We start from the raw sequence: 24121 nt of genomic DNA, 5'->3' as shown, positions 1-24121 counted from the left end.
TTGTTTAGCGTTCAGTTGTCAACCAAAGAGTTCGCTACAATGCCTGTCCATCTTTTAAAGAGACAAGCATTGTGGCGCTACTCATCATCACCACTATCCTGTGGGCCTTCTCCTTTAGCCTGATCGGCGAATACCTTGCCGGACACGTCGATAGCTACTTCTCGGTGCTGATGCGCGTCGGGCTGGCGGCGCTGGTGTTCCTGCCGTTCCTGCGTACACGTGGGCAAACGCTGAAAACCATTCTGCTGTATATGCTGGTAGGCGCGATGCAGCTTGGCATTATGTACCTGTTCAGCTTTCGGGCGTACGTCTACCTGTCGGTATCGGAATTCCTGCTGTTTACCGTGCTGACACCGCTCTATATCACCCTGATTTACGATCTGCTGAGCAAGCGCCGTTTGCGCTGGGGCTACCTGCTGAGCGCGGCACTGGCGGTGGTGGGGGCCGCGATTATTCGCTACGACAAAGTGAGCGATCACTTCTGGACCGGGCTGATGTTCGTCCAGCTCGCCAACATCAGCTTCGCGATTGGCATGGTGGGCTATAAACGCCTGATGGAAACCCGGCCGATGCCGCAGCATAACGCCTTTGCCTGGTTCTACATGGGGGCGGCTATCGTGGCGGTTGCGGCATGGTTCATGCTGGGGAATCCGCAGAAGTTGCCGACGACCACGCTGCAGTGGAGCGTGCTGGTCTGGTTGGGGGTGGTGGCATCCGGGCTGGGTTACTTTATGTGGAACTACGGCGCCACGCAGGTGGACGCCGGGACGCTGGGGATCATGAACAACGTGCATGTCCCGGCAGGCCTGCTGGTGAACCTCGCCATCTGGCAGGAACAACCGCACTGGCCAAGCTTCATTATTGGGGGAACGGTGATCCTGGCTTCACTGTGGGTGCATCGCCGTTGGGTCGCTCCGCGCTCCGCACAAACGGCAGATGATCGCAGGCGTGATTCCGCGCTGAGCGAATAAAGGCCTCGGTAACCGGTTGACGCTGCTCGCCATCGCGTACCGCGGAGTACAACCGGCTCCACAATCCCTCGCCCAGGGTTTTGGTCACCACCAGACCCTGGCGTTCAAAACTCTCCACTACCCAGTGCGGCAGCGCCGCGATACCCATTCTGGCCGCCACCATCTGAATCAGCAGCAGGGTGTTATCCACGCTTTTCAGCTGCGGGCTAATGCCTGCGGGCTGCAGGAAGTGACGCCAGATATCCAGACGACTGCGCTGCACCGGGTAGATCAGCAGCGTTTCCGTGGCCAGATCTTCCGGCGTGATGCGTGTTTTCGCGGCCAGCGGATGATCCGGGGCCAGCACCAGACGCACCTCAAAATCAAACATTGGCGAATAGTGCAGGCCGCTGCGCGGCAGAATGTCCGAGGTCATCACCAGATCCAGCTCGCCCTGAACAAGGGACGGCTGCGGGTCAAAAGTCACGCCGGATTTAAAGTCCATTTCCACCTGCGGCCACTTCTGGCGGAAGTTCTCAAGCGCGGGGGTCAGCCACTGAATACAGCTGTGACACTCAATGGCAATGCGCAGTTTAGTCTGTTGCGGCTCATGGCAAGCCTGTAGCGCGCTGGCGATTTGCGGTAACACCTGATTAGCCAGCTGCAGCAGGATCTCCCCCTGGGGGGTGAAGCGTAGCGGCTGACTTTTACGCACAAACAGACGGAAGCCAAGGCGTTGTTCCAGATCGCTGAACTGGTGAGAAAGAGCGGATTGTGTCTGGTGCAGCGTGGCCGCCGCCGCCGCGAGGGACCCGCAGTTCCGCAACGCTTGTAGCGTTTTCAGGTGTTTTATCTCGATCATGAAAGTCCTTCACTTCGCCATGAACAATTTGCGCTTGAGGAATATACAGTAACCGCCAATTATGGATGTGTAAACATCTGGACGGCTAAAATCCTTCGTCTTTTAAATTTATGGTGCGTTGGCTGCGTTTCCTCACTCCGGTCACTGACTTATGTCAGCGCCGGGAGATGAGCAAACTTACCGCCTTCCCTGAATTGAAAATCCAAAGGATTTACAATTAATTAGAGGAAGAAAACATGACAATCATTAACCATACTCTCGGTTTCCCGCGCGTCGGCCTTCGTCGCGAACTGAAAAAAGCACAAGAAAGTTACTGGGCAGGTAACACCACCCGTGAAGAACTGCTGGCGGTAGGCCGCGAGCTGCGCGCCCGTCACTGGAACCAGCAGAAGCAGGCCGGTATTGACCTGCTGCCGGTGGGCGATTTCGCCTGGTACGACCATGTTCTGACCACCAGCCTGCTGCTTGGCAACGTGCCGGCTCGTCATCAGAACAACGATGGATCGGTAGATATCGACACCCTGTTCCGTATTGGCCGTGGCCGCGCCCCGACGGGTGAGCCAGCGGCAGCGGCGGAAATGACCAAATGGTTTAACACGAACTACCACTACATGGTGCCAGAGTTCGTCAAAGGTCAGCAGTTCAAACTGACCTGGACCCAGTTGCTGGACGAAGTGGACGAAGCCCTGGCGCTGGGCCACAAGATCAAACCCGTGCTGCTGGGGCCGGTAACGTATCTGTGGCTGGGCAAAGTGAAGGGCGAGCATTTTGACCGCCTGAGCCTGCTGAACGACATCCTGCCGGTGTATCAACAGTTCCTGGCTGAACTGGCGAAACGCGGTATTGAGTGGGTGCAGATTGACGAACCTGCACTGGTACTGGAGCTGCCGCAGGCGTGGCTGGAGGCCTTCAAACCGGCGTACGATGCGCTTGCGGGCCAGGTTAAGCTGCTGTTGACCACCTATTTCGAGGGTGTCACGCCAAACCTCGACACCATTACCGCGCTGCCAGTGCAGGGACTCCATGTGGATCTGGTTCACGGCAAAGATGAGGTGACTGAACTGCACCATCGTCTGCCGTCCGACTGGCTGCTCTCGGCAGGACTGGTGAACGGTCGTAACGTCTGGCGTGCCGATCTGACAGAAAAATATGCACAGATTAAAGGCATTGTCGGTAAACGTGATCTGTGGGTAGCTTCCTCGTGTTCATTGTTACACAGCCCAATCGACCTGAGCGTTGAAACACGGCTGGATGCAGAAGTGAAAAGCTGGTTTGCCTTCGCTCTGCAAAAATGTGAAGAGCTGGCCCTGCTGCGCGATGCATTGAATACGGGCGACACGGCGGCGATCACTGAATGGAGCGCCCCGATTCAGGCCCGTCGCCACTCGACGCGCGTGCACAATGCCGCCGTGGAAAAACGTCTGGCGGCCATCACGGCTCAGGACAGCCAACGCCAGAGTCCGTATGAGGTTCGTGCCGAAGCCCAGCGCGCGCGCTTCAACCTGCCAGCCTGGCCGACCACTACCATCGGCTCCTTCCCGCAGACTACCGAGATCCGCGGCCTGCGTCTGGACTTCAAAAAGGGCAACCTTGATGCGGGCAACTACCGCACAGGTATCGCCGAACACATTAAGCAGGCGATTGTGGAGCAGGAGCGCCTGGGGCTGGACGTGCTGGTCCATGGTGAAGCCGAGCGTAATGACATGGTGGAGTATTTCGGTGAACACCTCGACGGGTTCGTCTTTACGCAAAATGGCTGGGTGCAGAGCTACGGCTCCCGCTGCGTGAAACCGCCTGTGGTGATCGGCGATGTCAGCCGTCCTGAGGCGATCACCGTGGAATGGGCAAAATTCGCCCAATCCCTGACCGACAAGCCAGTAAAAGGTATGCTGACAGGTCCGGTGACGATTTTGTGCTGGTCCTTCCCGCGTGAAGATGTCACCCGTGAAACCATCGCCAAACAGATTGCCCTGGCGCTGCGTGACGAAGTAGCCGATCTGGAAGCCGCAGGGATCGGCATCATCCAGATCGACGAACCGGCGCTACGCGAAGGTCTGCCGCTGCGCCGCAGTGACTGGGATGCCTACCTTCAGTGGGGTGTGGAAGCTTTCCGCATCAACGCCGCGGTAGCGAAAGATGACACCCAGATCCACACTCACATGTGTTACTGCGAGTTCAACGACATCATGGACTCCATCGCTGCACTGGATGCCGACGTGATTACCATTGAGACCTCGCGTTCCGATATGGAGTTGCTGGAGTCATTTGAAGAGTTCGACTACCCGAACGAAATCGGGCCGGGGGTATACGACATTCACTCCCCGAACGTCCCGAGCGTGGAGTGGATTGAAGCCCTGTTGCAGAAAGCGGCGCAGCGTATTCCGGCAGAGCGCCTGTGGGTTAACCCGGATTGCGGCCTCAAAACCCGCGGCTGGCCGGAAACCCGGGCCGCGCTGGCAAATATGGTGAAAGCTGCGCAGAATTTGCGTCAGGCGTCATAACATCGGCAGTTTGCCCGGCGGCGCTACGCTTACCGGGCCTACAAAACCACAGAGCTGTTCAGCTGTAGGGCCGGGTAAAGCAAGATGCTACCCGGCAATGGATTGTCTTTACCGGTCCTGTGGTTACTTCTTATTGCCATACTGCGCAAACCACGCCAGCATCCGTGCCCAGCCATCTTTGGCTGATTCGGCATGATAGCTCGGACGATAGTCAGCATTAAACGCATGCCCGGCTTCCGGGTAGACCACAATCTCCGCCGTGGCGTTTGCCGCGCGCAGGGCCTGGCGCATGGTCTCCACGGTATCAAGCGGGATACCGGTATCTTCTGCCCCATAGAGTCCAAGCACCGGTGCGTTCAAATCGGTGGCGATATCGACCGGATGCTTCGGTGAATTCAACGTCTTCTCGCCCACCAGCTTGCCATACCAGGCCACGGCAGCTTTTAGCTGGGGGTTGTGCGCGGCATACAGCCAACTGATACGTCCGCCCCAGCAGAAGCCGGTCGCCAGCAGACGGTGGGCATCGCCACCATTGCGCGCCGCCCAGTTGGCAACGTGGTCAAGATCCGCCAGCACCTGTGCATCCGGTACTTTAGTGACCAGATTGCTGTACAGGGTGGGAATGTCGCTGTAATCGTTCGGGTCACCCTGACGGAAATAGAGTTCAGGCGCGATGGCCAGATAGCCTTCCAGCGCCAGGCGACGGCAGATATCGCGAATGTGCTCATGCACGCCGAAAATTTCCTGAACCACAATGACGATCGGCAATGCCCCTTGCGCATTTTTAGGCCGGGCATGATAAGCGGGCATATTATCGCCCTGGGTCGGAATGGAGGTCTCCCCGGCGGTAATGGCTTCGTCGGGCGTAGTGACAACGGTTGAGGCTTGCAAGTCTGCAGCAGGGGCAAATCCAGATTTTCCAGTCATGGCATTCTCCGTACCAATTAGCGCAAAAGTAAATATAGTCCGCAGGTTAACAATCCACAGTGCCCGAAACAGGCTATCTTTTGTGCAACAGATAACGATATAAGTCGTTAATGTGATGTTAATCACTATTTCATGGTAATTAACTGCAATCAATTTTATTCATGGTGATGTCCGTCACGAAACTGAGCCGGATCCTTCGGTAAAGTACCGTTTTGCTTCTGCTGACAAACTGACCCCCAGAGGAGTTTTCTATGTCTAAGTCTGATGTTTTTCATCTCGGCCTCACTAAAAACGATTTACAAGGGGCTACGCTCGCTATCGTCCCTGGCGATCCTGAGCGTGTGGAAAAGATCGCCGCGCTGATGGATAAGCCGGTTAAGCTGGCAGCCCATCGCGAATTTACGACCTGGCGGGCAGAGCTGGACGGCAAAGCGGTGATCGTGTGCTCTACCGGTATCGGTGGCCCGTCTACCTCTATTGCTGTTGAAGAGCTGGCACAGCTGGGCATTCGTACTTTCCTGCGTATCGGCACGACCGGTGCGATCCAGCCGCATATCAACGTTGGCGATGTCCTGGTGACCACGGCGTCCGTTCGTCTGGATGGCGCGAGCCTGCACTTTGCTCCAATGGAATTCCCGGCTGTGGCCGATTTCGAGTGCACCACCGCGCTGGTGGAAGCCGCAAAATCCGTTGGCGCGACGACTCACATTGGTGTCACCGCCTCCTCTGATACCTTCTATCCGGGCCAGGAGCGCTACGACACCTTCTCCGGTCGCGTCGTTAACCGCTTCAAAGGTTCGATGGAAGAGTGGCAGTCTATGGGCGTTATGAACTATGAAATGGAATCAGCCACGCTGCTGACCATGTGTGCAAGCCAGGGCCTGCGTGCCGGTATGGTTGCGGGTGTGATCGTTAACCGTACCCAGCAAGAGATCCCGAACGCTGAGACCATGAAGCAGACCGAAAGCCACGCGGTGAAAATCGTGGTAGAAGCGGCCCGTCGCCTGCTGTAATTTCCCCTTTTCTCTGCCAAAGGCCGACCTGTTCGGCCTTTTTCTTTGCGTAGCGCCTCGCAGAAAACCCTTTTCAAACTGGACGTTTATACAGCACAATTCTATTTTGTGCGGGTCATACCTTGATGCAGGGGGCGTCGTGGATATTTCTGTCCTTTTTTATGCCGTTATTGCGCTGGTCAGCGTCGGCGTAGGCTGGTTGCTCGCCAGCTACCAGCATGCGCAGCAAAAAGCCGAGCAGCTTGCCGAACGCGAAGAGATGGTGGCCGACTTAAGTGCGCTAAAACAACAAACGGCGCAGAGCGGGCACTGGCGCGATGAATGCGAGTTACTCAATAACGAACTGCGTAATTTGCGGGATATCAATACCTCGCTGGAAGCCGACCTGCGCGAAGTCACTACCCGTCTGGAGTCCACCCAGCTGCATGCGGAAGACAAAATCCGCCAGATGATCAACAGCGAGCAGCGCCTGAGTGAGCAGTTCGAAAATCTCGCCAACCGTATCTTTGAGCAGAGTAACCGCCGCGTCGATGAACAAAATCGTCAGAGCCTGAACGGCCTGCTAACGCCCCTGCGCGAACAGCTGGACGGCTTTCGTCGCCAGGTCCAGGACAGCTTTGGTCAGGAGGCGCGGGAGCGCCACACGCTGGCTCATGAAATCCGTAATCTCCAGCAACTGAATGCCCAGATGGCGCAGGAGGCGATCAACCTCACCCGGGCGCTGAAAGGCGACAATAAAACCCAGGGCAACTGGGGTGAAGTGGTTCTAACCCGCGTGCTGGAGGCCTCTGGTCTGCGCGAGGGCCATGAATATCAAACTCAGGTCAGCATTGAAACCGAGACCCGTGCGCGAATGCAGCCCGACGTCATTGTTCGTCTGCCGCAAGAAAAGGACGTGGTCATCGATGCCAAAATGACCCTGGTAGCCTATGAGCGGTACTTCAACGCCGAAGATGACTACACCCGCGAGTCGGCGTTGCAGGAACATATCGCCTCTGTGCGTAACCACATTCGTCTGCTGGGGCGCAAAGATTATCAGCAACTGCCTGGCCTGCGTTCGCTTGACTACGTGCTGATGTTCATCCCGGTTGAACCGGCCTTCCTGGTGGCGCTGGACCGCCAGCCGGAGCTGATCTCTGAAGCGCTGAAAAACAACATTATGCTGGTCAGCCCTACCACGTTGCTGGTGGCGCTGCGCACCATTGCTAACCTGTGGCGCTACGAGCACCAGAGCCGCAATGCCCAACAGATTGCCGATCGCGCCAGCCGCCTGTATGACAAAATGCGCCTGTTCGTCGATGATATGTCATCGGTCGGGCAGAGCCTGGATCGCGCTCAGGATAACTATCGCCAGGCGATGAAAAAACTGGCCTCCGGGCGCGGCAACCTGCTGGCCCAGGCCGAATCGTTCCGCAGCCTTGGCGTAGAGGTAAAACGCGAGATTAATCCTGAAATGGTCGAACAGGCCACGTCTCAGGATGAAGAGTACCGGCTGCGCAGTGATAGTCCCGTTTAAAATATAAACAATACCTTAGCAGGCAAACAGGCGTCGGCAGCCCCCTGGAACGTTATTCCTGGGGTGGTTGAAACGTAGGGCAAATGCGCCCAATCTGTTACACTTCTCAAACATTTGACTGATAAGCAGGCTCTAAGATGGTTGAAGATTCACAAGACACAACGCACTTTGGCTTTCAGACTGTCGCTAAAGCGCAGAAAGCTGACATGGTGGCCCACGTTTTCCATTCCGTGGCGGCGAAGTACGATGTAATGAATGACCTGATGTCATTCGGCATTCATCGCTTGTGGAAGCGCTTCACTATTGATTGTAGCGGCGTGCGTCGTGGGCAAACCGTGCTGGATCTGGCTGGCGGCACCGGCGACCTGACAGCGAAATTCTCGCGTCTGGTGGGCGAAACGGGCCGTGTTGTGCTGGCTGATATCAACGACTCCATGTTGAAAATGGGCCGTGAGAAACTGCGCAATATTGGCGTGGTCGGCAACGTTGAATATGTCCAGGCGAACGCTGAAGCGCTGCCTTTCCCGGATAACACCTTTGACTGCATCACTATCTCTTTCGGTCTGCGTAACGTCACCGATAAAGAGAAGGCGCTGCGTTCCATGTACCGCGTGCTGAAACCGGGTGGACGCCTGCTGGTGCTGGAATTCTCAAAACCAATTATTGAGCCGCTGAGCAAAGCGTACGACGCCTATTCGTTCCACATCCTGCCACGTATTGGCGAAATGGTGGCCAACGATGCAGACAGCTATCGTTACCTGGCTGAATCCATCCGTATGCACCCAAATCAGGACACCTTAAAAGCCATGATGCAGGATGCAGGCTTTGACAATGTTGACTACTTCAACATGACGGCAGGCGTTGTCGCGCTACATCGCGGTTATAAGTTCTGAGTGGAGGTGGCGAATGCCGTTTAAACCCTTGATCACAGCCGGTGTGGAAAACGTACTGAATACGTTTCTTTATCGGTCTCCTGCGCTGAAAACGGCGCGTCAGCGTCTGAACGGCAAAGTGCTGCGGGTGGTATTAAAAGAGTTTTCGACCCCGCTGGTGCTGGTATTCAGCGAGCGTCAGCTCGACGTGCTCGGCGAGTGGGAAGGCGAGGCCGATTGCTCCGTCATTACCCACATGAGCACGTTACCCAAACTGCGCGATCGCCAGCAGCTTACCGCCCTGATCCGTAGCGGCGAGCTGGAGGTTCAGGGCGATCTCCAGGTGGTGCAAAACTTTGTCTCCCTGGCTGACCTGGCCGAGTTTGACCCGGCAGAATTGCTGGCTCCCTGGACAGGCGATATTGCCGCTGAAGGGATCAGTAAAGTACTGCGCGGCGGTGCCTCGTTGCTGAAAAAGGGTTTTCAGCGCCAGCAGCGCTACGCCGGAGAAGTGCTTACCGAGGAGTGGCGCATGGCGCCAGGCCCGCTGGAAGCAGCATGGTTCGCAGAAGAGACCGCAGCCGTTGAGCGTTCGGTCGATGCACTGACAAAACGGCTTGAAAAACTGGAGGGCAAATGACGCCTGGTGAAATTCGGCGCCTCTACTTTATCATCCGCACCTTTTTGAGCTACGGTCTGGACGAACTTATCCCCAGAATGCGTATCACAATGCCGCTGCGTATCTGGCGACGAACGCTATTCTGGATGCCTAATCGCCATCAGGACAAACTGCTTGGTGAAAGACTGCGGTTGGCTCTTCAGGAGCTGGGACCGGTCTGGATCAAGTTCGGCCAGATGCTCTCCACCCGCCGTGACCTGTTCCCGCCAATGATTGCCGATCAGCTGGCGCTGCTGCAGGATAAAGTCGCCCCGTTCGAAGGCAAGCTGGCGAAACAGCAGATCGAAAAGGCGATGGGCGATCTCCCGGTTGAGACCTGGTTTGATGATTTTGACATCAAGCCGCTGGCTTCGGCCTCTATTGCTCAGGTTCATACCGCAAAGCTGAAAGAGAATGGCAAAGAGGTGGTCATTAAGGTGATCCGCCCGGATATTCTGCCAATCATCAAAGCCGACATGAAACTCATCTATCGCCTGGCCCGCTGGGTGCCGCGTCTGCTGCCTGACGGCCGCCGTCTGCGCCCGCTGGAAGTGGTACGCGAATATGAAAAAACGCTGATTGATGAGCTGAACCTGCTGCGTGAATCGGCGAACGCCATTCAGCTGCGCCGCAACTTTGAAAACAGCCCGATGCTGTATGTGCCGGAAGTCTATTCCGACTATTGCAGCCAGGACATGATGGTGATGGAGCGCATCTACGGGATCCCGGTCTCGGACGTTGCGACCCTGGAAAAGCAGGGCACCAACATGAAGCTGCTGGCCGAACGTGGCGTGCAGGTCTTCTTTACCCAGGTGTTCCGCGACAGCTTCTTTCACGCTGACATGCACCCGGGCAATATCTTCGTCAGCTACGAGCACCCCGAAGATCCGCAGTACATCGGCATCGACTGCGGTATTGTCGGCTCGCTGAATAAAGAAGATAAACGCTACCTGGCCGAGAACTTTATCGCCTTCTTTAACCGGGACTATCGCAAAGTCGCCGAGTTGCACGTTGATTCCGGCTGGGTTCCGCTGGATACCAATGTTGAAGAGTTTGAGTTCGCCATTCGTACGGTCTGTGAACCCATCTTTGAGAAGCCGCTGGCAGAGATCTCGTTCGGTCATGTGCTGTTGAACCTGTTCAATACCGCACGCCGCTTCAATATGGAAGTGCAACCGCAGTTAGTTTTACTTCAGAAAACATTACTTTACGTTGAAGGGGTGGGGCGGCAGCTCTATCCTCAGTTAGACTTATGGAAAACGGCAAAACCTTTCCTGGAGTCGTGGATCAAAGATCAGGTTGGTCTTCCCGCGCTGGTGCGCTCCCTGAAAGAGAAAGCACCCTTCTGGATTGAAAAAATGCCCGAAATTCCTGAACTGGTGTATGACAGTTTGCGTCAGAGCAAAAACTTGCAGCACAGCGTGGATAAAATTGCCCGCGAGTTGCAAACCAACCATGTGCGTCAGGGGCAGTCCCGGTATCTGTTTGGCATTGGGGCGACACTGTTGTTAAGTGGCACGCTGCTGCTGATCAATCGTCCTGAGTGGGAACTTATGCCCGCCTGGTTGATGGCGGGTGGCGTGGTTGTCTGGTTAGCCGGATGGCGTAAAACGCGCTGAATTGCGTCGCTATAGCAGGGCCGCATAACGTATAATGCGGCCTGATTAATTAATCGTCTACAACTGGGGAAGATGTATGGGTGGTATCAGTATTTGGCAATTGTTGATCATTGCCGTCATCGTCGTGCTGCTGTTCGGTACCAAAAAACTTGGTTCTATCGGTTCCGATCTCGGTGCATCCATCAAAGGCTTCAAGAAAGCGATCAAAGATGATGACGAGAAGCAGGATAAATCCAGCCAGGATGCGGATTTCACTGCTAAATCTATCGCTGATAAACAAGACGATGCTAAAAAGGAAAATGCTAAACGCCACGATAACGAGCAGGTGTAATTCGTGTTCGATATAGGTTTTAGTGAACTGCTGCTGGTCTTCGTGATTGGCCTCATTGTTCTGGGGCCACAACGTCTGCCTGTGGCAGTAAAAACGGTTGCAGGCTGGGTACGTGCGCTACGATCGTTGGCGACAACGGTGCAAAATGAGCTGGCCCAGGAGCTTAAGCTGCAGGAGTTTCAGGACAGCCTGAAAAAAGTTGAAAAGGCGAGCATGGATAACCTGTCGCCGGAACTGAAAGCCTCGATGGACGAACTGCGCGAAGCGGCGGAATCCATGAAGCGCTCCTACAGTGTCAACGATCCGGAAAAAGCGAGCGACGAAGCCAATACCATTCGCAACCCGCTGGTCAAAGATAACGAAGCGCAACATGAAGGCGTGACGCCTGCCACTGCTGAGCACCAGGCTGCTGCGCCCGAACAGTCGCCAGCCGAGCCGGTGATCCCCAAACAAGAACCGACGCCAGCGCCCGCAGAGAAAAAGCCTGCACCCGTTGCTGACGCGTCCCCCTCGTCGAGTGATAAATCGTAAACATGGCAGTAGATGAAACTCAACCGCTGATTACGCACCTGATCGAGCTGCGTAAACGCCTGCTGAACTGCATTATTGCGGTTTGCCTCATTTTTTTATGCCTGGTCTATTTTGCCAACGACATCTATCAGCTGGTCTCTGCACCCCTGATCAAGCAGATGCCGCTCGGGGCAACCATGATCGCCACCGACGTGGCTTCGCCCTTCTTCACGCCGATCAAGCTCACTTTCTGGGTGTCGCTGATTGCTTCTGCGCCAGTGATCCTCTACCAGGTCTGGGCCTTTATTGCCCCTGCGCTGTATAAGCATGAACGCCGTCTGGTGATCCCGCTGCTGGTCTCCAGTTCGCTGCTGTTTTATATCGGCATGGCCTTTGCCTATTTCGTGGTCTTTCCGCTGGCGTTTGGCTTCCTGGCAAATACCGCGCCGGTAGGAGTCCAGGTCTCGACTGATATTGCCAGTTATCTGAGCTTCGTGATGGCGCTGTTTATGGCCTTCGGCGTGGCCTTTGAGGTGCCGGTTGCCATTGTGTTGCTCTGCTGGATGGGGATCACTACTCCGGACGACTTACGGAAAAAACGGCCCTATATTCTGGTGGGCGCGTTTGTCGTAGGCATGCTATTAACACCGCCGGATGTCTTCTCGCAAACTCTGCTGGCGATCCCGATGTATTGCCTGTTTGAAGTTGGCATCTTCTTCTCGCGCTTCTATACCGGCAAGCGACGTGAAGATCACGACGAAGAGTCCGAAGAGACAAAAGAGTAACATCAACCGCCCGCCAGGGCGGTTGTCATATGGGAGCCTGTATGTTTGATATCGGTCTGAACCTGACCAGCCCGCAGTTTGCCCAGGATCGTGACGAGGTGGTGGCCAGGGCTGTCGCCGCCGGGGTAAACGGATTGCTGCTGACGGGTACCAACCTGCACGAAAGCGAGCAGGCGCAGCAGCTGGCGCAGCGCTACGACCGCTGCTGGTCAACGGCGGGCGTCCATCCGCACGACAGCAGCCAGTGGACGGCGGAAAGTGCCGACGCACTCCGGGCCTTAGCCGCATGTCCTGAGGTGGTGGCTATCGGGGAATGTGGTCTCGACTTTAACCGCAACTTTTCTACCCCTGCCGAGCAGGAACATGCCTTTAGCGCCCAGTTGGCGTTAGCCGCGGAGCTGAACATGCCGGTGTTTATGCACTGCCGTGATGCCCACGAGCGTTTTCTGGCGTTGCTGGAACCCTGGCTGGATAAACTGCCTGGGGCAGTGCTGCACTGTTTTACCGGCACGCGGGAGGAGGCGATAGCCTGTCTGGAGCGCGGTTTGTATCTGGGGATCACTGGCTGGGTGTGCGATGAACGACGGGGACTGGAACTGCGCGAGTTACTGCCGGTGATACCTGCCGATCGCCTGTTAGTGGAGACCGACGCGCCGTACCTGCTGCCACGCGATCTCCGTCCAAAACCGGCCTCACGACGCAATGAACCGGCTTATCTGGGACATATCATTGAACGGGTCGCCCACTGGCGTGACGAAGAGGCGCAGTGGCTGGCTACGCAGACGGATGACAACGTACGTCGTCTGTTTGGCGTCGAATTTTAAACTTTGCGGAAGCTGGTATTTTTGATGCTCTGCTTCACTTCTTTATTCAGTAAGTTCAGCAGCAGCATGGAGCGGGCTTCACCGTCCGGCTCAGCGAAAATCGCTACCAGCCCTTCAAACGCCCCTTCGGTGATCACTACATCGTCGCCGGAGAAGGGAGTATCGGGATCGGTAATGTCTTCAGGTTGTTTGTAGACCGAGAGCTGGTGGATCACAGAAGCGGGCACCGTCGCCGGGTGCGCGCCAAAGCGCACAAAGTGGCTGACACCGCGCGTCGCACTGATGGTGGTGGTGTGGATCACTTCGGGGTCGAATTCAACAAACAGGTAGTTCGGGAACAGCGGTTCACTGACGGTGGTGCGTTTACCACGGACAATTTTTTCCAGCGTGATCACAGGCGTCAGACAGTTCACTGCCTGGCGTTCCAGATGTTCCTGAGCACGCTGAAGTTGCCCACGCTTGCAATACAGTAAATACCAGGCCTGCATAATGACTCTTTTCCACTTGCTATACCGGCAAGCATATCAAAACCCTGGCGGGATCGCTAAGGTGATTATAATGGCCGTACGCAGAAGAAGCCTTGAATCTTCACGCTTATTTAACAAAACTACAGCATCAGGCAGTCTTACGCCGTATAATAAAATGCTTACAGAGAGAGCTTGACTAACTGCATGAAATACAACGATCTACGCGACTTCCTGGAACTGCTGGAAAAGCAGGGCGAACTGAAACGCATCACCCTTCCTGTCGATCCTTACCTGGAAATGACAGAAATTGCCGACCGCACGCTCCGCGCGGGTGGGCCAGCGCTTCTGTTTGAAAACCCGAAAGGCTATACCATGCCGGTGCTCTGCAACCTGTTTGGCACACCAAAACGTGTGGCGATGGGGATGGGGCAGGAGGATGTCAGCGCGTTGCGTGAAGTGGGCAAGCTGCTGGCCTTTTTAAAAGAGCCTGAGCCGCCAAAAGGATTTCGCGATCTCTTCGATAAGCTGCCGCAGTTTAAGCAAGTCCTGAACATGCCGACCAAACGCCTGCGCGGCGCGCCCTGCCAGCAGAAGATTGTGGAAGGCGATGCGGTCGATCTGACGCGTATCCCAATCATGCAGTGCTGGCCCGAAGATGCCGCCCCGCTCATTACCTGGGGCCTGACCGTGACGCGCGGTCCGCATAAAGAGCGGCAGAACCTCGGCATCTACCGTCAGCAGTTGATTGGTAAGAATAAATTGATTATGCGCTGGCTGTCGCATCGCGGCGGCGCGCTTGATTTCCAGGAGTGGTGCGCGGCCCATCCGGGCGAACGCTTCCCGGTCGCCGTGGCGCTGGGCGCCGACCCGGCCACCATTCTCGGTGCTGTTACGCCGGTGCCAGACACCCTGTCGGAATACGCCTTTGCCGGGCTGCTACGCGGCACTAAAACCGAAGTGGTGAAGTGCGTATCTAACGATCTGGAAGTGCCCGCCAGTGCGGAAATCGTGCTCGAAGGCTACATCGAGGCGGGTGAAATGGCGCCGGAAGGGCCGTATGGCGACCACACCGGTTATTACAACGAAATTGACAGCTTCCCGGTGTTTACCGTGACGCACATTACCCAGCGTGAGGATGCCATTTACCACTCCACCTATACGGGGCGTCCACCGGATGAACCCGCGGTACTGGGCGTGGCGCTGAACGAAGTTTTTGTGCCGATCCTGCAAAAGCAGTTCCCGGAAATTGTTGATTTCTATCTGCCGCCGGAAGGGTGCTCCTATCGCCTGGCGGTGGTAACCATTAAGAAGCAGTATGCCGGTCACGCTAAACGGGTGATGATGGGCGTATGGTCTTTCTTGCGTCAGTTTATGTATACCAAGTTTGTGATCGTTTGCGATGATGACGTTAACGCCCGCGACTGGAATGACGTGATCTGGGCCATTACCACCCGTATGGATCCGGCACGCGATACCGTGTTAGTTGAAAACACGCCCATTGATTATCTGGATTTTGCCTCGCCGGTTTCCGGGCTTGGCTCAAAAATGGGACTGGATGCCACCAATAAATGGCCCGGCGAAACCCAACGTGAATGGGGTCGTCCGATCAAAAAGGATCCTGAGGTGACTGCGAGAGTTGACGCGATCTGGGATGAACTGGCCATAATGAATAACGGTAAAGACGCCTGACGGCGCCGTTATGCCCTATAGACTTGCCGACAGAGAGAGCGAATGACAACCTTAAGCTGTAAAGTGACTTCGGTAGACGCTATCACCGACACCGTATATCGCGTCCGTTTAGTACCTGAATCGGCGTTCTCCTTCCGCGCTGGCCAGTATTTAATGGTGGTGATGGATGAGCGGGATAAGCGTCCTTTCTCAATGGCCTCAACGCCGGACGAGCAAGAGTTTATCGAGCTGCACATTGGGGCGTCAGAGCTGAATCTGTATGCGATGGCGGTAATGGATCGCATTCTGAAAGAGAACGTGATTGAGATTGATATTCCTCATGGCGAAGCCTGGCTACGCGATGACGAAGATCGTCCGTTAATCCTGATTGCAGGCGGCACCGGTTTTTCCTACGTGCGTTCCATTCTGCTGACGGCGCTGGCGCGTAACCCGGACCGGGACATCACCATTTACTGGGGTGGCCGTGAGGCGAAGCACCTTTACGATCTCTCTGAGCTGGAAGCGCTGAGCGTTACTCATCCGAACCTTCGTGTTGAGCCGGTGGTTGAGCAGCCGGAAGAGGGCTGGCGTGGTCGCAGCGGCACTGTGTTAACGGCGGTACTGCAGGATCACGGTACGCTGGTGAATCACGACATCTATATTGCCGGTCGTTTCGAAATGGCAAAAATTGCCCGGGACCTGTTCTGCAATGAACGTGGGGCGCGTGAAGATCGTCTGTTTGGCGACGCGTTTGCGTTTATCTGAAAAGAAAAAGCCCGCCCCTGACAGGCGGGAAAACGGCAACTAAACTTTTCCCCGTCATCATTCACGCTGCCTCTTTGTTGGCTGCCTTCGCTCCCCCCCGGTCACATAGTTTACTATGCTCCCGGGGATTCGCTCAGTTACTGCCGCGATGCAGCGCGAATAATGTAGGGGAACTATCTTTTGATTACACCCTCTCAAATACCGTCGCGATCCCCTGACCCAGGCCGATACACATGGTCGCCAGACCAAACTGAGCGTCTTTACGTTCCATCAGGTTAATCAGCGTGGTGCTGATTCGCGCCCCGGAACAGCCCAGCGGGTGGCCCAGCGCAATGGCGCCGCCGTTGAGGTTAATCTTCTCGTCGATCTGATCCATCAGCCCCAGATCCTTAATGCACGGCAGGATCTGCGCGGCAAAGGCTTCGTTCATCTCGAAGACGTCGATATCGCTGGTGGACAGCCCGGCTTTTTTCAGCGCCAGCTTTGAGGCGGGCACCGGGCCGTAACCCATGATTGACGGATCGCAACCCACCACCGCCATTGAGCGGATGCGCGCGCGCGGCGTCAGGCCCAGCTCGCGGGCACGGCTTTCGCTCATCACCAGCATCGCCGCAGCACCATCGGACAGGGCGGAAGAGCTACCCGCCGTCACGGTGCCGGTCACCGGATCAAAGGCCGGTCTCAGCGTCGAAAGGGCTTCAACTGTCGTCTCCGGGCGGATCACTTCGTCGAAGTAGAACTGCTTCAGTACACCGTCGGCGTCGTGACCGCCGGTCGGCAGAATTTCATTTTTGAAGGCACCGGACTGCGTTGCAGCCCAGGCGCGGGCGTGTGAGCGGGCGGCAAAGCTGTCCTGCATTTCGCGGCTGATGCCGTGCAGGCGGGAAAGCATCTCTGCCGTTAGCCCCATCATGCCCGCGGCTTTCGCCACGGTGCGGCTCATGCCGGGGTGGAAATCGACGCCGTGGCTCATCGGCACGTGGCCCATGTGCTCCACACCGCCAATCATGCAGACCTGGGCATCGCCGGTCATGATCATGCGTGCTGCGTCATGCAAAGCCTGCATCGATGAACCGCACAGGCGGTTAACGGTGACTGCCGGTACGGAATGGGGGATTTCCGCCAGCAGCGCCGCGTTACGGGCAATGTTAAAACCCTGCTCCAGGGTCTGCTGAACGCAGCCCCAGTAGATGTCGTCCAGAGCGGTAGCTTCCAGCGCCGGGTTGCGCGCCAGCAGGCTACGCATTAAATGTGCGGAGAGATCTTCCGCGCGCACGTTACGAAATGCGCCGCCCTTCGAACGGCCCATCGGGGTGCGAATTGCATCGACAATGACAACCTGTTCCATTGTGACTCCTTAAGCCGTTTTCAGTGCGCCAACCGGACGGGCAGGCTCCACCGGGGGATAGTACGCTTCGTTATGACGCGCTTTGGTACGCAGACCTTCCGGGGCGTGATACAGCGCGCCGAGATGTTCATACTGCTGCGTCATATCCAGATAGCGGGCGCTGCCCAACGTATCCAGCCAGCGGAACGCGCCGCCGTGGAACGGAGGGAAGCCCAGGCCGTACACCAGCGCCATATCGGCTTCCGCAGGGCTGGCGATAATGCCCTCTTCGAGACAGAGCACCACTTCGTTGACCATTGGGATCATCATGCGGGCGATAATCTCTTCGTCGCTGAAATCGCGCTTCGCCTGGCTGACTTCAGCCAGCAGGCTGTCCACGGCTGCGTCTTCTTCTTTCTTCGGTTTGCCTTTGCTGTCTTCTTTATAACGCCAGAAGCCGAGGCCGTTTTTCTGACCGTAGCGGTTCGATTCGAACAGCGCGTCGATCGCATCGCGGTAATCTTTCTGCATCCGCTCCGGGAAGCCGGCCGCCATCACCGCCTGCGCGTGATGCGCAGTATCAATACCGACCACGTCCAGCAGATAGGCCGGACCCATTGGCCAGCCAAACTGTTTTTCCATCACTTTGTCGATCTTGCGGAAATCAGCCCCGTCGCGCAGCAGCTGGCTAAACCCGGCAAAGTACGGGAACAGCACGCGGTTGACAAAGAAGCCCGGGCAGTCGTTCACCACAATCGGGGTTTTGCCCATCTTGCTGGCCCAGGCCACCACTTTGGCGAGGGTTTCGTCAGACGTTTTCTCGCCGCGAATGACTTCAACCAATGGCATGCGATGCACCGGGTTAAAGAAGTGCATTCCGCAGAAGTTTTCCGGGCGCTTCAGGACACTGGCCAGTTCGCTGATTGGAATGGTGGAAGTGTTGGACGCCAGCACGGTATCCGGGCGCACCTTGTCTTCTGTCTCTGCCAGTACCGCTTTTTTCACCTTCGGGTTTTCGACTACCGCTTCGACCACCACATCCACACGATCGAAACCGCTGTATTCCAGCGTCGGGTGGATCGTGGAGATCACCCCGGAGAGCTTCAGGCCGTCGATCTTGCCGCGTTCGAGCTGTTTGTTCAGCAGCTTGGCCGCTTCGGTCATGCCCAGGGTCAGCGACTTCTCGTTGATATCTTTCATGACCACCGGCACGCCTTTCCAGGCCGACTGGTAAGCGATGCCGCCGCCCATAATGCCTGCGCCCAGTACCGCCGCCTGTTTTGGCGTCTCGACATTTTTGGTGAGCTGCTTCGCTTTGCCCTTAACGAACTGATCGTTGAGGAAAATACCGACCAGCGCGCGGGCTTCGTTGGTATGCGCCAGGGGGACGAAACTTTGGTTTTCTAATTTCAGTGCGTCGTCACGGCCCAGGCGTGCCGCAGATTCGATGGTTTTCACTGCGGTGATCGGCGCAGGGTAGTGTTTACCCGCGGTTTGCATCACCATGCCTTTGGCAATCGTGAAACTCATGGTGGCTTCAATTTTACTTAAGTGCAGCGGCTCCAGTTTCGGCTGGCGTTTTGCTTTCCAGTCTAGGTCGCCATTGATCGCCTGGCGCAGAATGGCGAGCGCACCTTCATGCAGTTTTTCAGGCTTAACGACGCCATCCACCAGACCGAGTTTTAACGCCTGATCGGCACCGACATCTTTACCGGCAGCAATAATCTCCAGGGCGCTGTCGGCACCCAGCAGGCGCGGCAAACGGACCGAGCCGCCAAAGCCCGGCATAATGCCCAGTTTGGTTTCAGGCAGGCCGATACGCAGATCCGGGGTGGCCAGACGGTAATCGGTCGCCAGCACGCATTCGCAGCCGCCGCCCAGTGCATAGCCGTTGACCGCAGAGATAGTCGGGACCGGAAGATCTTCCAGACGGTTAAAGACGCTGTTGGCAAAATGCAGCCACTGGCTCAGTTGCTCTTGTGGCACCAGGAACAGCGAGAGGAATTCGGTGATGTCTGCGCCGACGATAAATGCCGCTTTCTCAGAACGCAGCAACAGACCTTTTAAGTCGGCCTCTTTTTCCAGAACGTCCAGCGCATGGCCAAGACTGGCCACGGTTGCGGTGTCCAGTTTATTCACTGAGCCGGGGGCGTCGAACACCAGTTCGGCAATGCCACCTTCCAGCCAGTCTACGTACAGGGTGTCGCCTTTGTAGAGCATGTCGGTCTCCTGAATCCAGCAATTGGATCTGGTCATACCAGATGAATCGGAGTGTGGGTTTTGTGTTAATGAAATGCAAATTACTCATTAAATAATTGTAGGTCTGATCACGCTCGGCGGAGATCACGCAGCCTTTCTGAGGTGTGCTAAGATGCGGATACTTGAGGTCAAAACAAAAGGAAGAACGATGGACTCACTGGCCGCGCTGTATAAAAATCACATTGTTACGTTACAGGAACGTACCCGCGACGTACTGGCTCGCTTTAAGCTGGATGCCTTACTCATCCACTCCGGCGAGCTGTTTAATGTCTTTCTCGACGATCACGCTTATCCCTTCAAGGTGAACCCGCAATTTAAAGCCTGGGTGCCGGTAACCCAGGTTCCCAATTGCTGGTTGCTGGTGGATGGCGTGAACAAGCCAAAACTGTGGTTTTACCTGCCAGTGGATTACTGGCACAACGTGGAACCGTTGCCGACCTCTTTCTGGACCGAAGAGGTTGAGGTGATTGCCCTGCCGAAAGCAGACGGCATTGGTAGCCAGTTACCTGCTACCCGCGGCAACATGGCCTATATTGGCCCGGTGCCAGAACGTGCGCGCGGTCTGGACATCGCAGCGGATAACATTAACCCGAAAGGCGTTATCGACTATCTGCACTACTACCGTTCCTACAAGACCGATTATGAGCTGGCGTGTATGCGCGAAGCGCAAAAAACCGCGGTCAATGGCCATCGTGCGGCGCACGAAGCCTTCCTGTCCGGGATGAGCGAGTTCGACATTAACCTGGCCTATCTGACGGCCACCGGCCATCGTGATACCGACGTGCCGTACAGCAACATTGTGGCGCTGAATGAGCACGCGGCAGTGTTGCACTACACCAAACTCGATCACCGCGCACCGTCCGAAATGCGCAGTTTCCTGCTGGATGCTGGCGCGGAGTACAACGGCTACGCCGCCGACCTGACCCGCACCTGGGCCGCGAACAGCGATACCGAGTTCGCCCAGCTGATCAAAGACGTGAATGAAGAGCAACTGGCCCTGATCGCCACCATGAAGGCCGGTGTGAGCTACGTGGATTACCACATCCAGTTCCATCAGCGCATCGCGAAGCTGCTGCGTAAGCATCAGATCGTCAGCGATATGAGCGAAGAGGCAATGGTGGAAAACGACCTGACCGGGCCGTTTATGCCGCACGGTATTGGCCATCCTCTGGGTCTGCAGGTTCACGATACAGCGGGCTTTATGCAGGATGACACCGGTACGCATCTGGCCGCGCCGTCCAAATATCCTTACCTGCGCTGCACGCGTATCCTGCAACCGCGTATGGTGCTGACCATCGAGCCGGGTATTTACTTCATTGAGTCTCTGCTGGCGCCGTGGCGCGAAGGGCAGTTCAGCAAGCACTTCAACTGGCAGAAGATTGAGGCGCTGAAGCCGTTTGGCGGCATCCGTATCGAAGATAACGTGGTGATCCACGAAAACGGTACTGAAAACATGACGCGAGATCTGAAGCTGGCGTAATGGACAGCTGGCTCATACCGGCAGCGCCGGTCACCTTTGCGGAAGAGATCAAAAAAAGCCGTTTCATCACGCTGTTGGCACATACCGACGGCGTGGAGGCGGCAAAAGCCTTTGTTGAGTCAGTACGGGCAGAGCACCCTGACGCACGCCACCACTGCGTGGCGTGGGTCGCCGGGCCGCCTGATGATTCGCAGAAGCTGGGGTTCTCGGATGATGGTGAACCGGCGGGCACGGCGGGTAAACCGATGCTCTCTCAGTTAATGGGCAGTGGCGTGGGTGAAATCACCGCCGTCGTGGTGCGTTACTACGGCGGCGTATTATTGGGAACGGGCGGGCTGGTTAAGGCCTATGGCGGCGGTGTTCAGCAGGCGCTTAATCACCTGTCAACGATCCGCAAAACGCCACTTACCGAATATACTTTATTGTGCGATTACGCCCAGTTATCCGGCATCGAGTCGTTGCTGAAGCTGTATCAGGGTCTGATTGTGCACAGTGATTACCAGGCGACGGTGCAATTGCGTGTGGCGCTACCTCAGGCGTCGCTTCCGGCATTCTCAGCAAAACTGGCTGATTTTAGTCGTGGTTCGTTGCAATTACGGCCGATTGAAGAATAATCCCCACCTTACTTTTTGAATACCAAAGGAAGCGGCAGAGATGCATTTTCGTGCCATAACCCGAATCGTTGGATTGCTGGTCATACTTTTCTCCGGGACGATGATCCTTCCCGGACTGGTGGCGCTTATTTATCGGGATGGTGCGGGCCGGGCCTTTACACAGACCTTTTTCGTCGCGCTGATGATTGGCTCCTTATTATGGTGGCCTAACCGTCGTGAGAAAGGGGAGCTGAAATCCCGCGAAGGCTTCCTGATCGTGGTGCTGTTCTGGACCGTGCTGGGCAGCGTGGGGGCATTGCCCTTCATCTTTTCTGAACAGCCCAACCTGACCATCACCGATGCGTTCTTTGAATCCTTCTCCGGGTTGACCACCACCGGTGCTACCACGCTGGTGGGGCTGGACTCGCTCCCCCACGCCATCCTCTTTTATCGCCAGATGCTGCAATGGTTCGGCGGGATGGGGATCATCGTATTAGCCGTGGCGATCCTGCCAATTCTGGGCGTCGGGGGGATGCAGCTGTACCGGGCAGAGATGCCGGGGCCGCTGAAAGATAATAAGATGCGCCCGCGTATCGCCGAGACGGCCAAAACCTTATGGCTCATCTATGTGCTGCTGACCGTTGCCTGTGCGCTGGCGCTGTGGTTCGCTGGAATGCCGGCCTTTGATGCTATCGGCCATAGCTTTGCCACCATCGCGATTGGTGGGTTCTCCACCCATGATGCCAGTATCGGCTATTTTGACAGCCCAACGATCAACACCATCATTGCGGTCTTCCTGCTGATCTCCGGCTGTAACTATGGTCTGCACTTCTCTTTACTTAGCGGTCGTAACCTGAAGGTCTACTGGCGCGATCCCGAATTCCGCATGTTTATCGGCGTACAGCTGACGCTGGTGGTGATTTGTACCCTGGTGCTTTGGCTGCACGATGTCTATGCCTCGGCGGTCACTACGGTGAACCAGGCCTTCTTCCAGGTGGTGTCGATGGCGACGACGGCAGGCTTCACCACCGACAGCATTGCGCGCTGGCCGCTTTTCCTGCCGGTCCTGCTACTCTGTTCAGCGTTTATCGGCGGCTGTGCCGGCTCGACGGGGGGCGGGCTAAAAGTGATCCGCATCCTGCTGCTGTTTAAGCAGGGCAACCGCGAACTTAAACGTCTGGTTCACCCGAATGCGGTCTATAGCATTAAGCTGGGTAACCGCGCGCTGCCAGAACGTATTCTTGAAGCGGTGTGGGGCTTCTTCTCCGCCTACGCGCTGGTCTTTATCGTCAGCATGCTGGCGATTATCGCAACGGGTGTGGATGACTTCTCGGCGTTCGCTTCCGTTGTGGCCACACTGAATAACCTGGGACCGGGCCTCGGCGTAGTCGCAGATAACTTTGCCAGCATGAATCCGACCGCGAAGTGGATCCTGATTGCCAACATGCTGTTCGGGCGTCTTGAGGTCTTTACGCTGTTGGTCCTCTTTACGCCAACTTTCTGGCGCGAATAAAGGGAGCCATTTATGAAAACATTAATTCTATTTTCAACCCGTGACGGACAAACGCGCGAGATTGCCGCTTTTCTGGCTTCTGAGTTAAAAGAGCAGGGCATCTATTCCGATGTCATCAACCTGAACCGTACCGATGAGATTGCGTGGCAGGAGTATGACCGCGTGGTCATCGGGGCCTCGATTCGCTACGGTCATTTCCATCCGGCGGTGGATCGCTTTGTGAAAAAGCATGTGGCTACGCTGAACAGCCTGCCGGGGGCGTTCTACTCTGTAAACCTGGTGGCACGTAAAGCAGAAAAGCGCACACCGCAGACCAACAGCTACACCCGTAAGTTTTTGCTGAACTCGCCCTGGAAGCCAGCGGCCTGTGCCGTCTTTGCCGGTGCGCTGCGTTACCCACATTATCGCTGGTACGACCGCTTTATGATCCGTCTTATTATGAAGATGACCGGCGGCGAAACCGATACGCGCAAAGAAGTGGTCTATACCGACTGGTCACAGGTCGCCAGTTTCGCCCGGGAAATTGCGCAATTAACCCGCAATTCGCGGCTTTAATAAACGTAAAGAGCGAAAAGTGAGCGAGCGGAAAACTTTTTGAGATTTATGCTTGTCACCGCCGAAGAACTGCCTATAATGCGCCTCCACTGACACGGAACAACGGCAAACAAGCCGCCGGGTCAG

The 24121-nt window shown here is 56.1% G+C and carries 22 protein-coding genes; 17 read left to right on the top strand and 5 right to left on the bottom strand.

Going from position 1 to position 24121, the window contains the following annotated elements; translation table 11 throughout:
• The first annotated feature begins 71 nt into the window (after positions 1-71).
• Entirely contained in the window at positions 72-971 is a 900-nt protein-coding gene (locus tag ACF8PE_RS16205) for a carboxylate/amino acid/amine transporter (RefSeq protein ID WP_130588103.1), read from the top strand.
• Here ACF8PE_RS16205 and metR read toward each other — a convergent pair.
• On the bottom strand, positions 859-1812 hold the full coding sequence (gene metR, locus ACF8PE_RS16200; RefSeq protein WP_077227584.1) for an HTH-type transcriptional regulator MetR: 954 nt from the start codon (positions 1810-1812) through the stop codon (positions 859-861). The two genes, ACF8PE_RS16205 and metR, sit on opposite strands and share 113 nt — an antisense overlap.
• Positions 1813-2048: 236 nt before the next feature.
• On the opposite strand from metR, the gene metE reads away from it, so the two are divergent.
• Positions 2049-4313, top strand: coding sequence for a 5-methyltetrahydropteroyltriglutamate--homocysteine S-methyltransferase (metE, locus tag ACF8PE_RS16195; protein WP_103793462.1), 2265 nt, complete (start codon positions 2049-2051; stop codon positions 4311-4313).
• Positions 4314-4436: 123 nt separating this feature from the next.
• On the opposite strand, the gene ACF8PE_RS16190 is transcribed toward metE, so the two are convergent.
• Positions 4437-5240 (bottom strand): dienelactone hydrolase family protein, encoded by an 804-nt coding sequence (locus ACF8PE_RS16190; protein WP_032615106.1) that lies wholly within the window; start codon positions 5238-5240, stop codon positions 4437-4439.
• 251 nt (positions 5241-5491) lie between these two features.
• Between ACF8PE_RS16190 and udp the strand changes: the two genes are divergently transcribed.
• The 9 genes from udp to tatD all read left to right on the top strand — a co-directional run bounded on the left by udp (position 5492) and on the right by tatD (position 13368).
• The gene (gene udp, locus ACF8PE_RS16185; protein WP_032615104.1) at positions 5492-6253 is read left to right on the top strand and encodes a uridine phosphorylase; all 762 of its coding nucleotides are present in this window, start codon (positions 5492-5494) and stop codon (positions 6251-6253) included.
• Between the two features lie 139 nt (positions 6254-6392).
• Positions 6393-7769 carry a DNA recombination protein RmuC gene (gene rmuC, locus ACF8PE_RS16180; protein ID WP_051916088.1) on the top strand — a complete coding sequence of 459 codons (1377 nt, stop codon included), beginning with the start codon at positions 6393-6395 and terminating at the stop codon, positions 7767-7769.
• A gap of 137 nt (positions 7770-7906) precedes the next feature.
• Complete coding sequence (gene ubiE / locus ACF8PE_RS16175; protein WP_032615102.1) at positions 7907-8662, top strand: bifunctional demethylmenaquinone methyltransferase/2-methoxy-6-polyprenyl-1,4-benzoquinol methylase UbiE; 756 nt, start codon at positions 7907-7909, stop codon at positions 8660-8662.
• A 13-nt stretch (positions 8663-8675) separates the two neighbouring features.
• A complete protein-coding gene (gene ubiJ / locus ACF8PE_RS16170) occupies positions 8676-9281 on the top strand; it encodes a ubiquinone biosynthesis protein UbiJ (protein WP_059306994.1) in 606 nt (201 codons plus the stop codon).
• The gene (ubiB, locus tag ACF8PE_RS16165; protein ID WP_059306995.1) at positions 9278-10918 is read left to right on the top strand and encodes a ubiquinone biosynthesis regulatory protein kinase UbiB; all 1641 of its coding nucleotides are present in this window, start codon (positions 9278-9280) and stop codon (positions 10916-10918) included. Before ubiJ ends, ubiB begins: the two co-directional genes overlap by 4 nt.
• A gap of 76 nt (positions 10919-10994) precedes the next feature.
• Positions 10995-11249 carry a Sec-independent protein translocase subunit TatA gene (gene tatA, locus ACF8PE_RS16160; protein WP_032615095.1) on the top strand — a complete coding sequence of 85 codons (255 nt, stop codon included), beginning with the start codon at positions 10995-10997 and terminating at the stop codon, positions 11247-11249.
• Positions 11250-11252: 3 nt separating this feature from the next.
• Positions 11253-11780 carry a Sec-independent protein translocase protein TatB gene (tatB, locus tag ACF8PE_RS16155; protein WP_077227580.1) on the top strand — a complete coding sequence of 176 codons (528 nt, stop codon included), beginning with the start codon at positions 11253-11255 and terminating at the stop codon, positions 11778-11780.
• 2 nt (positions 11781-11782) lie between these two features.
• Positions 11783-12544: a Sec-independent protein translocase subunit TatC gene (gene tatC, locus ACF8PE_RS16150; RefSeq protein WP_103793463.1), complete on the top strand. Its 762-nt coding sequence runs from the start codon at positions 11783-11785 to the stop codon at positions 12542-12544.
• Between the two features lie 41 nt (positions 12545-12585).
• Positions 12586-13368 carry a 3'-5' ssDNA/RNA exonuclease TatD gene (gene tatD, locus ACF8PE_RS16145; protein WP_103793464.1) on the top strand — a complete coding sequence of 261 codons (783 nt, stop codon included), beginning with the start codon at positions 12586-12588 and terminating at the stop codon, positions 13366-13368.
• Here tatD and rfaH read toward each other — a convergent pair.
• Entirely contained in the window at positions 13365-13856 is a 492-nt protein-coding gene (gene rfaH / locus ACF8PE_RS16140; RefSeq protein ID WP_032615086.1) for a transcription/translation regulatory transformer protein RfaH, read from the bottom strand. The two genes, tatD and rfaH, sit on opposite strands and share 4 nt — an antisense overlap.
• A 183-nt stretch (positions 13857-14039) precedes the next feature.
• Here rfaH and ubiD point away from each other — a divergent pair, with 183 nt between their 5' ends.
• Positions 14040-15524 (top strand): 4-hydroxy-3-polyprenylbenzoate decarboxylase, encoded by a 1485-nt coding sequence (gene ubiD, locus ACF8PE_RS16135; RefSeq protein ID WP_072250904.1) that lies wholly within the window; start codon positions 14040-14042, stop codon positions 15522-15524.
• Between the two features lie 42 nt (positions 15525-15566).
• Positions 15567-16268 carry an NAD(P)H-flavin reductase gene (gene fre / locus ACF8PE_RS16130; RefSeq protein ID WP_032615081.1) on the top strand — a complete coding sequence of 234 codons (702 nt, stop codon included), beginning with the start codon at positions 15567-15569 and terminating at the stop codon, positions 16266-16268.
• 184 nt (positions 16269-16452) lie between these two features.
• Here the strand turns inward: fre and fadA are convergent, their stop codons facing one another.
• Both fadA and fadB read right to left on the bottom strand, forming a co-directional pair.
• The gene (fadA, locus tag ACF8PE_RS16125) at positions 16453-17616 is read right to left on the bottom strand and encodes an acetyl-CoA C-acyltransferase FadA (protein ID WP_032615079.1); all 1164 of its coding nucleotides are present in this window, start codon (positions 17614-17616) and stop codon (positions 16453-16455) included.
• Positions 17617-17625: 9 nt separating this feature from the next.
• Positions 17626-19815 (bottom strand): fatty acid oxidation complex subunit alpha FadB, encoded by a 2190-nt coding sequence (gene fadB, locus ACF8PE_RS16120; protein ID WP_392495071.1) that lies wholly within the window; start codon positions 19813-19815, stop codon positions 17626-17628.
• 187 nt (positions 19816-20002) lie between these two features.
• Between fadB and pepQ the strand changes: the two genes are divergently transcribed.
• Genes pepQ through hemG form a run of 4 tightly spaced genes read left to right on the top strand, consistent with a single transcriptional unit; the run spans position 20003 to position 23995 of the window.
• The gene (gene pepQ / locus ACF8PE_RS16115) at positions 20003-21334 is read left to right on the top strand and encodes a Xaa-Pro dipeptidase (protein WP_144884714.1); all 1332 of its coding nucleotides are present in this window, start codon (positions 20003-20005) and stop codon (positions 21332-21334) included.
• Positions 21334-21948, top strand: a complete 615-nt coding sequence (locus ACF8PE_RS16110) for an IMPACT family protein (protein ID WP_117386895.1) — start codon at positions 21334-21336, stop codon at positions 21946-21948. The genes pepQ and ACF8PE_RS16110 overlap by 1 nt, the downstream gene beginning before the upstream one ends.
• A 40-nt stretch (positions 21949-21988) precedes the next feature.
• Positions 21989-23440, top strand: coding sequence for a Trk system potassium transporter TrkH (gene trkH / locus ACF8PE_RS16105; protein ID WP_032615069.1), 1452 nt, complete (start codon positions 21989-21991; stop codon positions 23438-23440).
• 12 nt (positions 23441-23452) lie between these two features.
• On the top strand, positions 23453-23995 hold the full coding sequence (gene hemG / locus ACF8PE_RS16100) for a menaquinone-dependent protoporphyrinogen IX dehydrogenase (protein ID WP_032615067.1): 543 nt from the start codon (positions 23453-23455) through the stop codon (positions 23993-23995).
• Positions 23996-24121 lie beyond the last annotated feature (126 nt).

Source organism: Leclercia sp. GLN_9, assembly GCF_043105735.1.
Taxonomy (GTDB): Bacteria; Pseudomonadota; Gammaproteobacteria; order Enterobacterales; family Enterobacteriaceae; genus Enterobacter; species Enterobacter adecarboxylatus.
The sequence above is the reverse complement of the archived record's forward strand: the minus strand, read 5'-3'. Positions and strand labels throughout refer to the sequence as shown.

What these genes read in the sequence shown, in the direction of transcription:
- fre (WP_032615081.1), top strand. Translation starts at nt 15,567, where the DNA reads ATGACAACCTTAAGCTGTAAAGTGACTTCGGTAGACGCTATCACCGAC.
- hemG (WP_032615067.1), top strand. Translation starts at nt 23,453, where the DNA reads ATGAAAACATTAATTCTATTTTCAACCCGTGACGGACAAACGCGCGAG.
- tatC (WP_103793463.1), top strand. Translation starts at nt 11,783, where the DNA reads ATGGCAGTAGATGAAACTCAACCGCTGATTACGCACCTGATCGAGCTG.
- tatD (WP_103793464.1), top strand. Translation starts at nt 12,586, where the DNA reads ATGTTTGATATCGGTCTGAACCTGACCAGCCCGCAGTTTGCCCAGGAT.
- trkH (WP_032615069.1), top strand. Translation starts at nt 21,989, where the DNA reads ATGCATTTTCGTGCCATAACCCGAATCGTTGGATTGCTGGTCATACTT.
- ubiE (WP_032615102.1), top strand. Translation starts at nt 7,907, where the DNA reads ATGGTTGAAGATTCACAAGACACAACGCACTTTGGCTTTCAGACTGTC.
- metR (WP_077227584.1), bottom strand. Translation starts at nt 1,812, where the DNA reads ATGATCGAGATAAAACACCTGAAAACGCTACAAGCGTTGCGGAACTGC.
- pepQ (WP_144884714.1), top strand. Translation starts at nt 20,003, where the DNA reads ATGGACTCACTGGCCGCGCTGTATAAAAATCACATTGTTACGTTACAG.
- udp (WP_032615104.1), top strand. Translation starts at nt 5,492, where the DNA reads ATGTCTAAGTCTGATGTTTTTCATCTCGGCCTCACTAAAAACGATTTA.
- tatA (WP_032615095.1), top strand. Translation starts at nt 10,995, where the DNA reads ATGGGTGGTATCAGTATTTGGCAATTGTTGATCATTGCCGTCATCGTC.
- ACF8PE_RS16190 (WP_032615106.1), bottom strand. Translation starts at nt 5,240, where the DNA reads ATGACTGGAAAATCTGGATTTGCCCCTGCTGCAGACTTGCAAGCCTCA.
- rfaH (WP_032615086.1), bottom strand. Translation starts at nt 13,856, where the DNA reads ATGCAGGCCTGGTATTTACTGTATTGCAAGCGTGGGCAACTTCAGCGT.
- metE (WP_103793462.1), top strand. Translation starts at nt 2,049, where the DNA reads ATGACAATCATTAACCATACTCTCGGTTTCCCGCGCGTCGGCCTTCGT.
- ubiJ (WP_059306994.1), top strand. Translation starts at nt 8,676, where the DNA reads ATGCCGTTTAAACCCTTGATCACAGCCGGTGTGGAAAACGTACTGAAT.
- fadB (WP_392495071.1), bottom strand. Translation starts at nt 19,815, where the DNA reads ATGCTCTACAAAGGCGACACCCTGTACGTAGACTGGCTGGAAGGTGGC.
- fadA (WP_032615079.1), bottom strand. Translation starts at nt 17,616, where the DNA reads ATGGAACAGGTTGTCATTGTCGATGCAATTCGCACCCCGATGGGCCGT.
- ubiD (WP_072250904.1), top strand. Translation starts at nt 14,040, where the DNA reads ATGAAATACAACGATCTACGCGACTTCCTGGAACTGCTGGAAAAGCAG.
- ubiB (WP_059306995.1), top strand. Translation starts at nt 9,278, where the DNA reads ATGACGCCTGGTGAAATTCGGCGCCTCTACTTTATCATCCGCACCTTT.
- ACF8PE_RS16110 (WP_117386895.1), top strand. Translation starts at nt 21,334, where the DNA reads ATGGACAGCTGGCTCATACCGGCAGCGCCGGTCACCTTTGCGGAAGAG.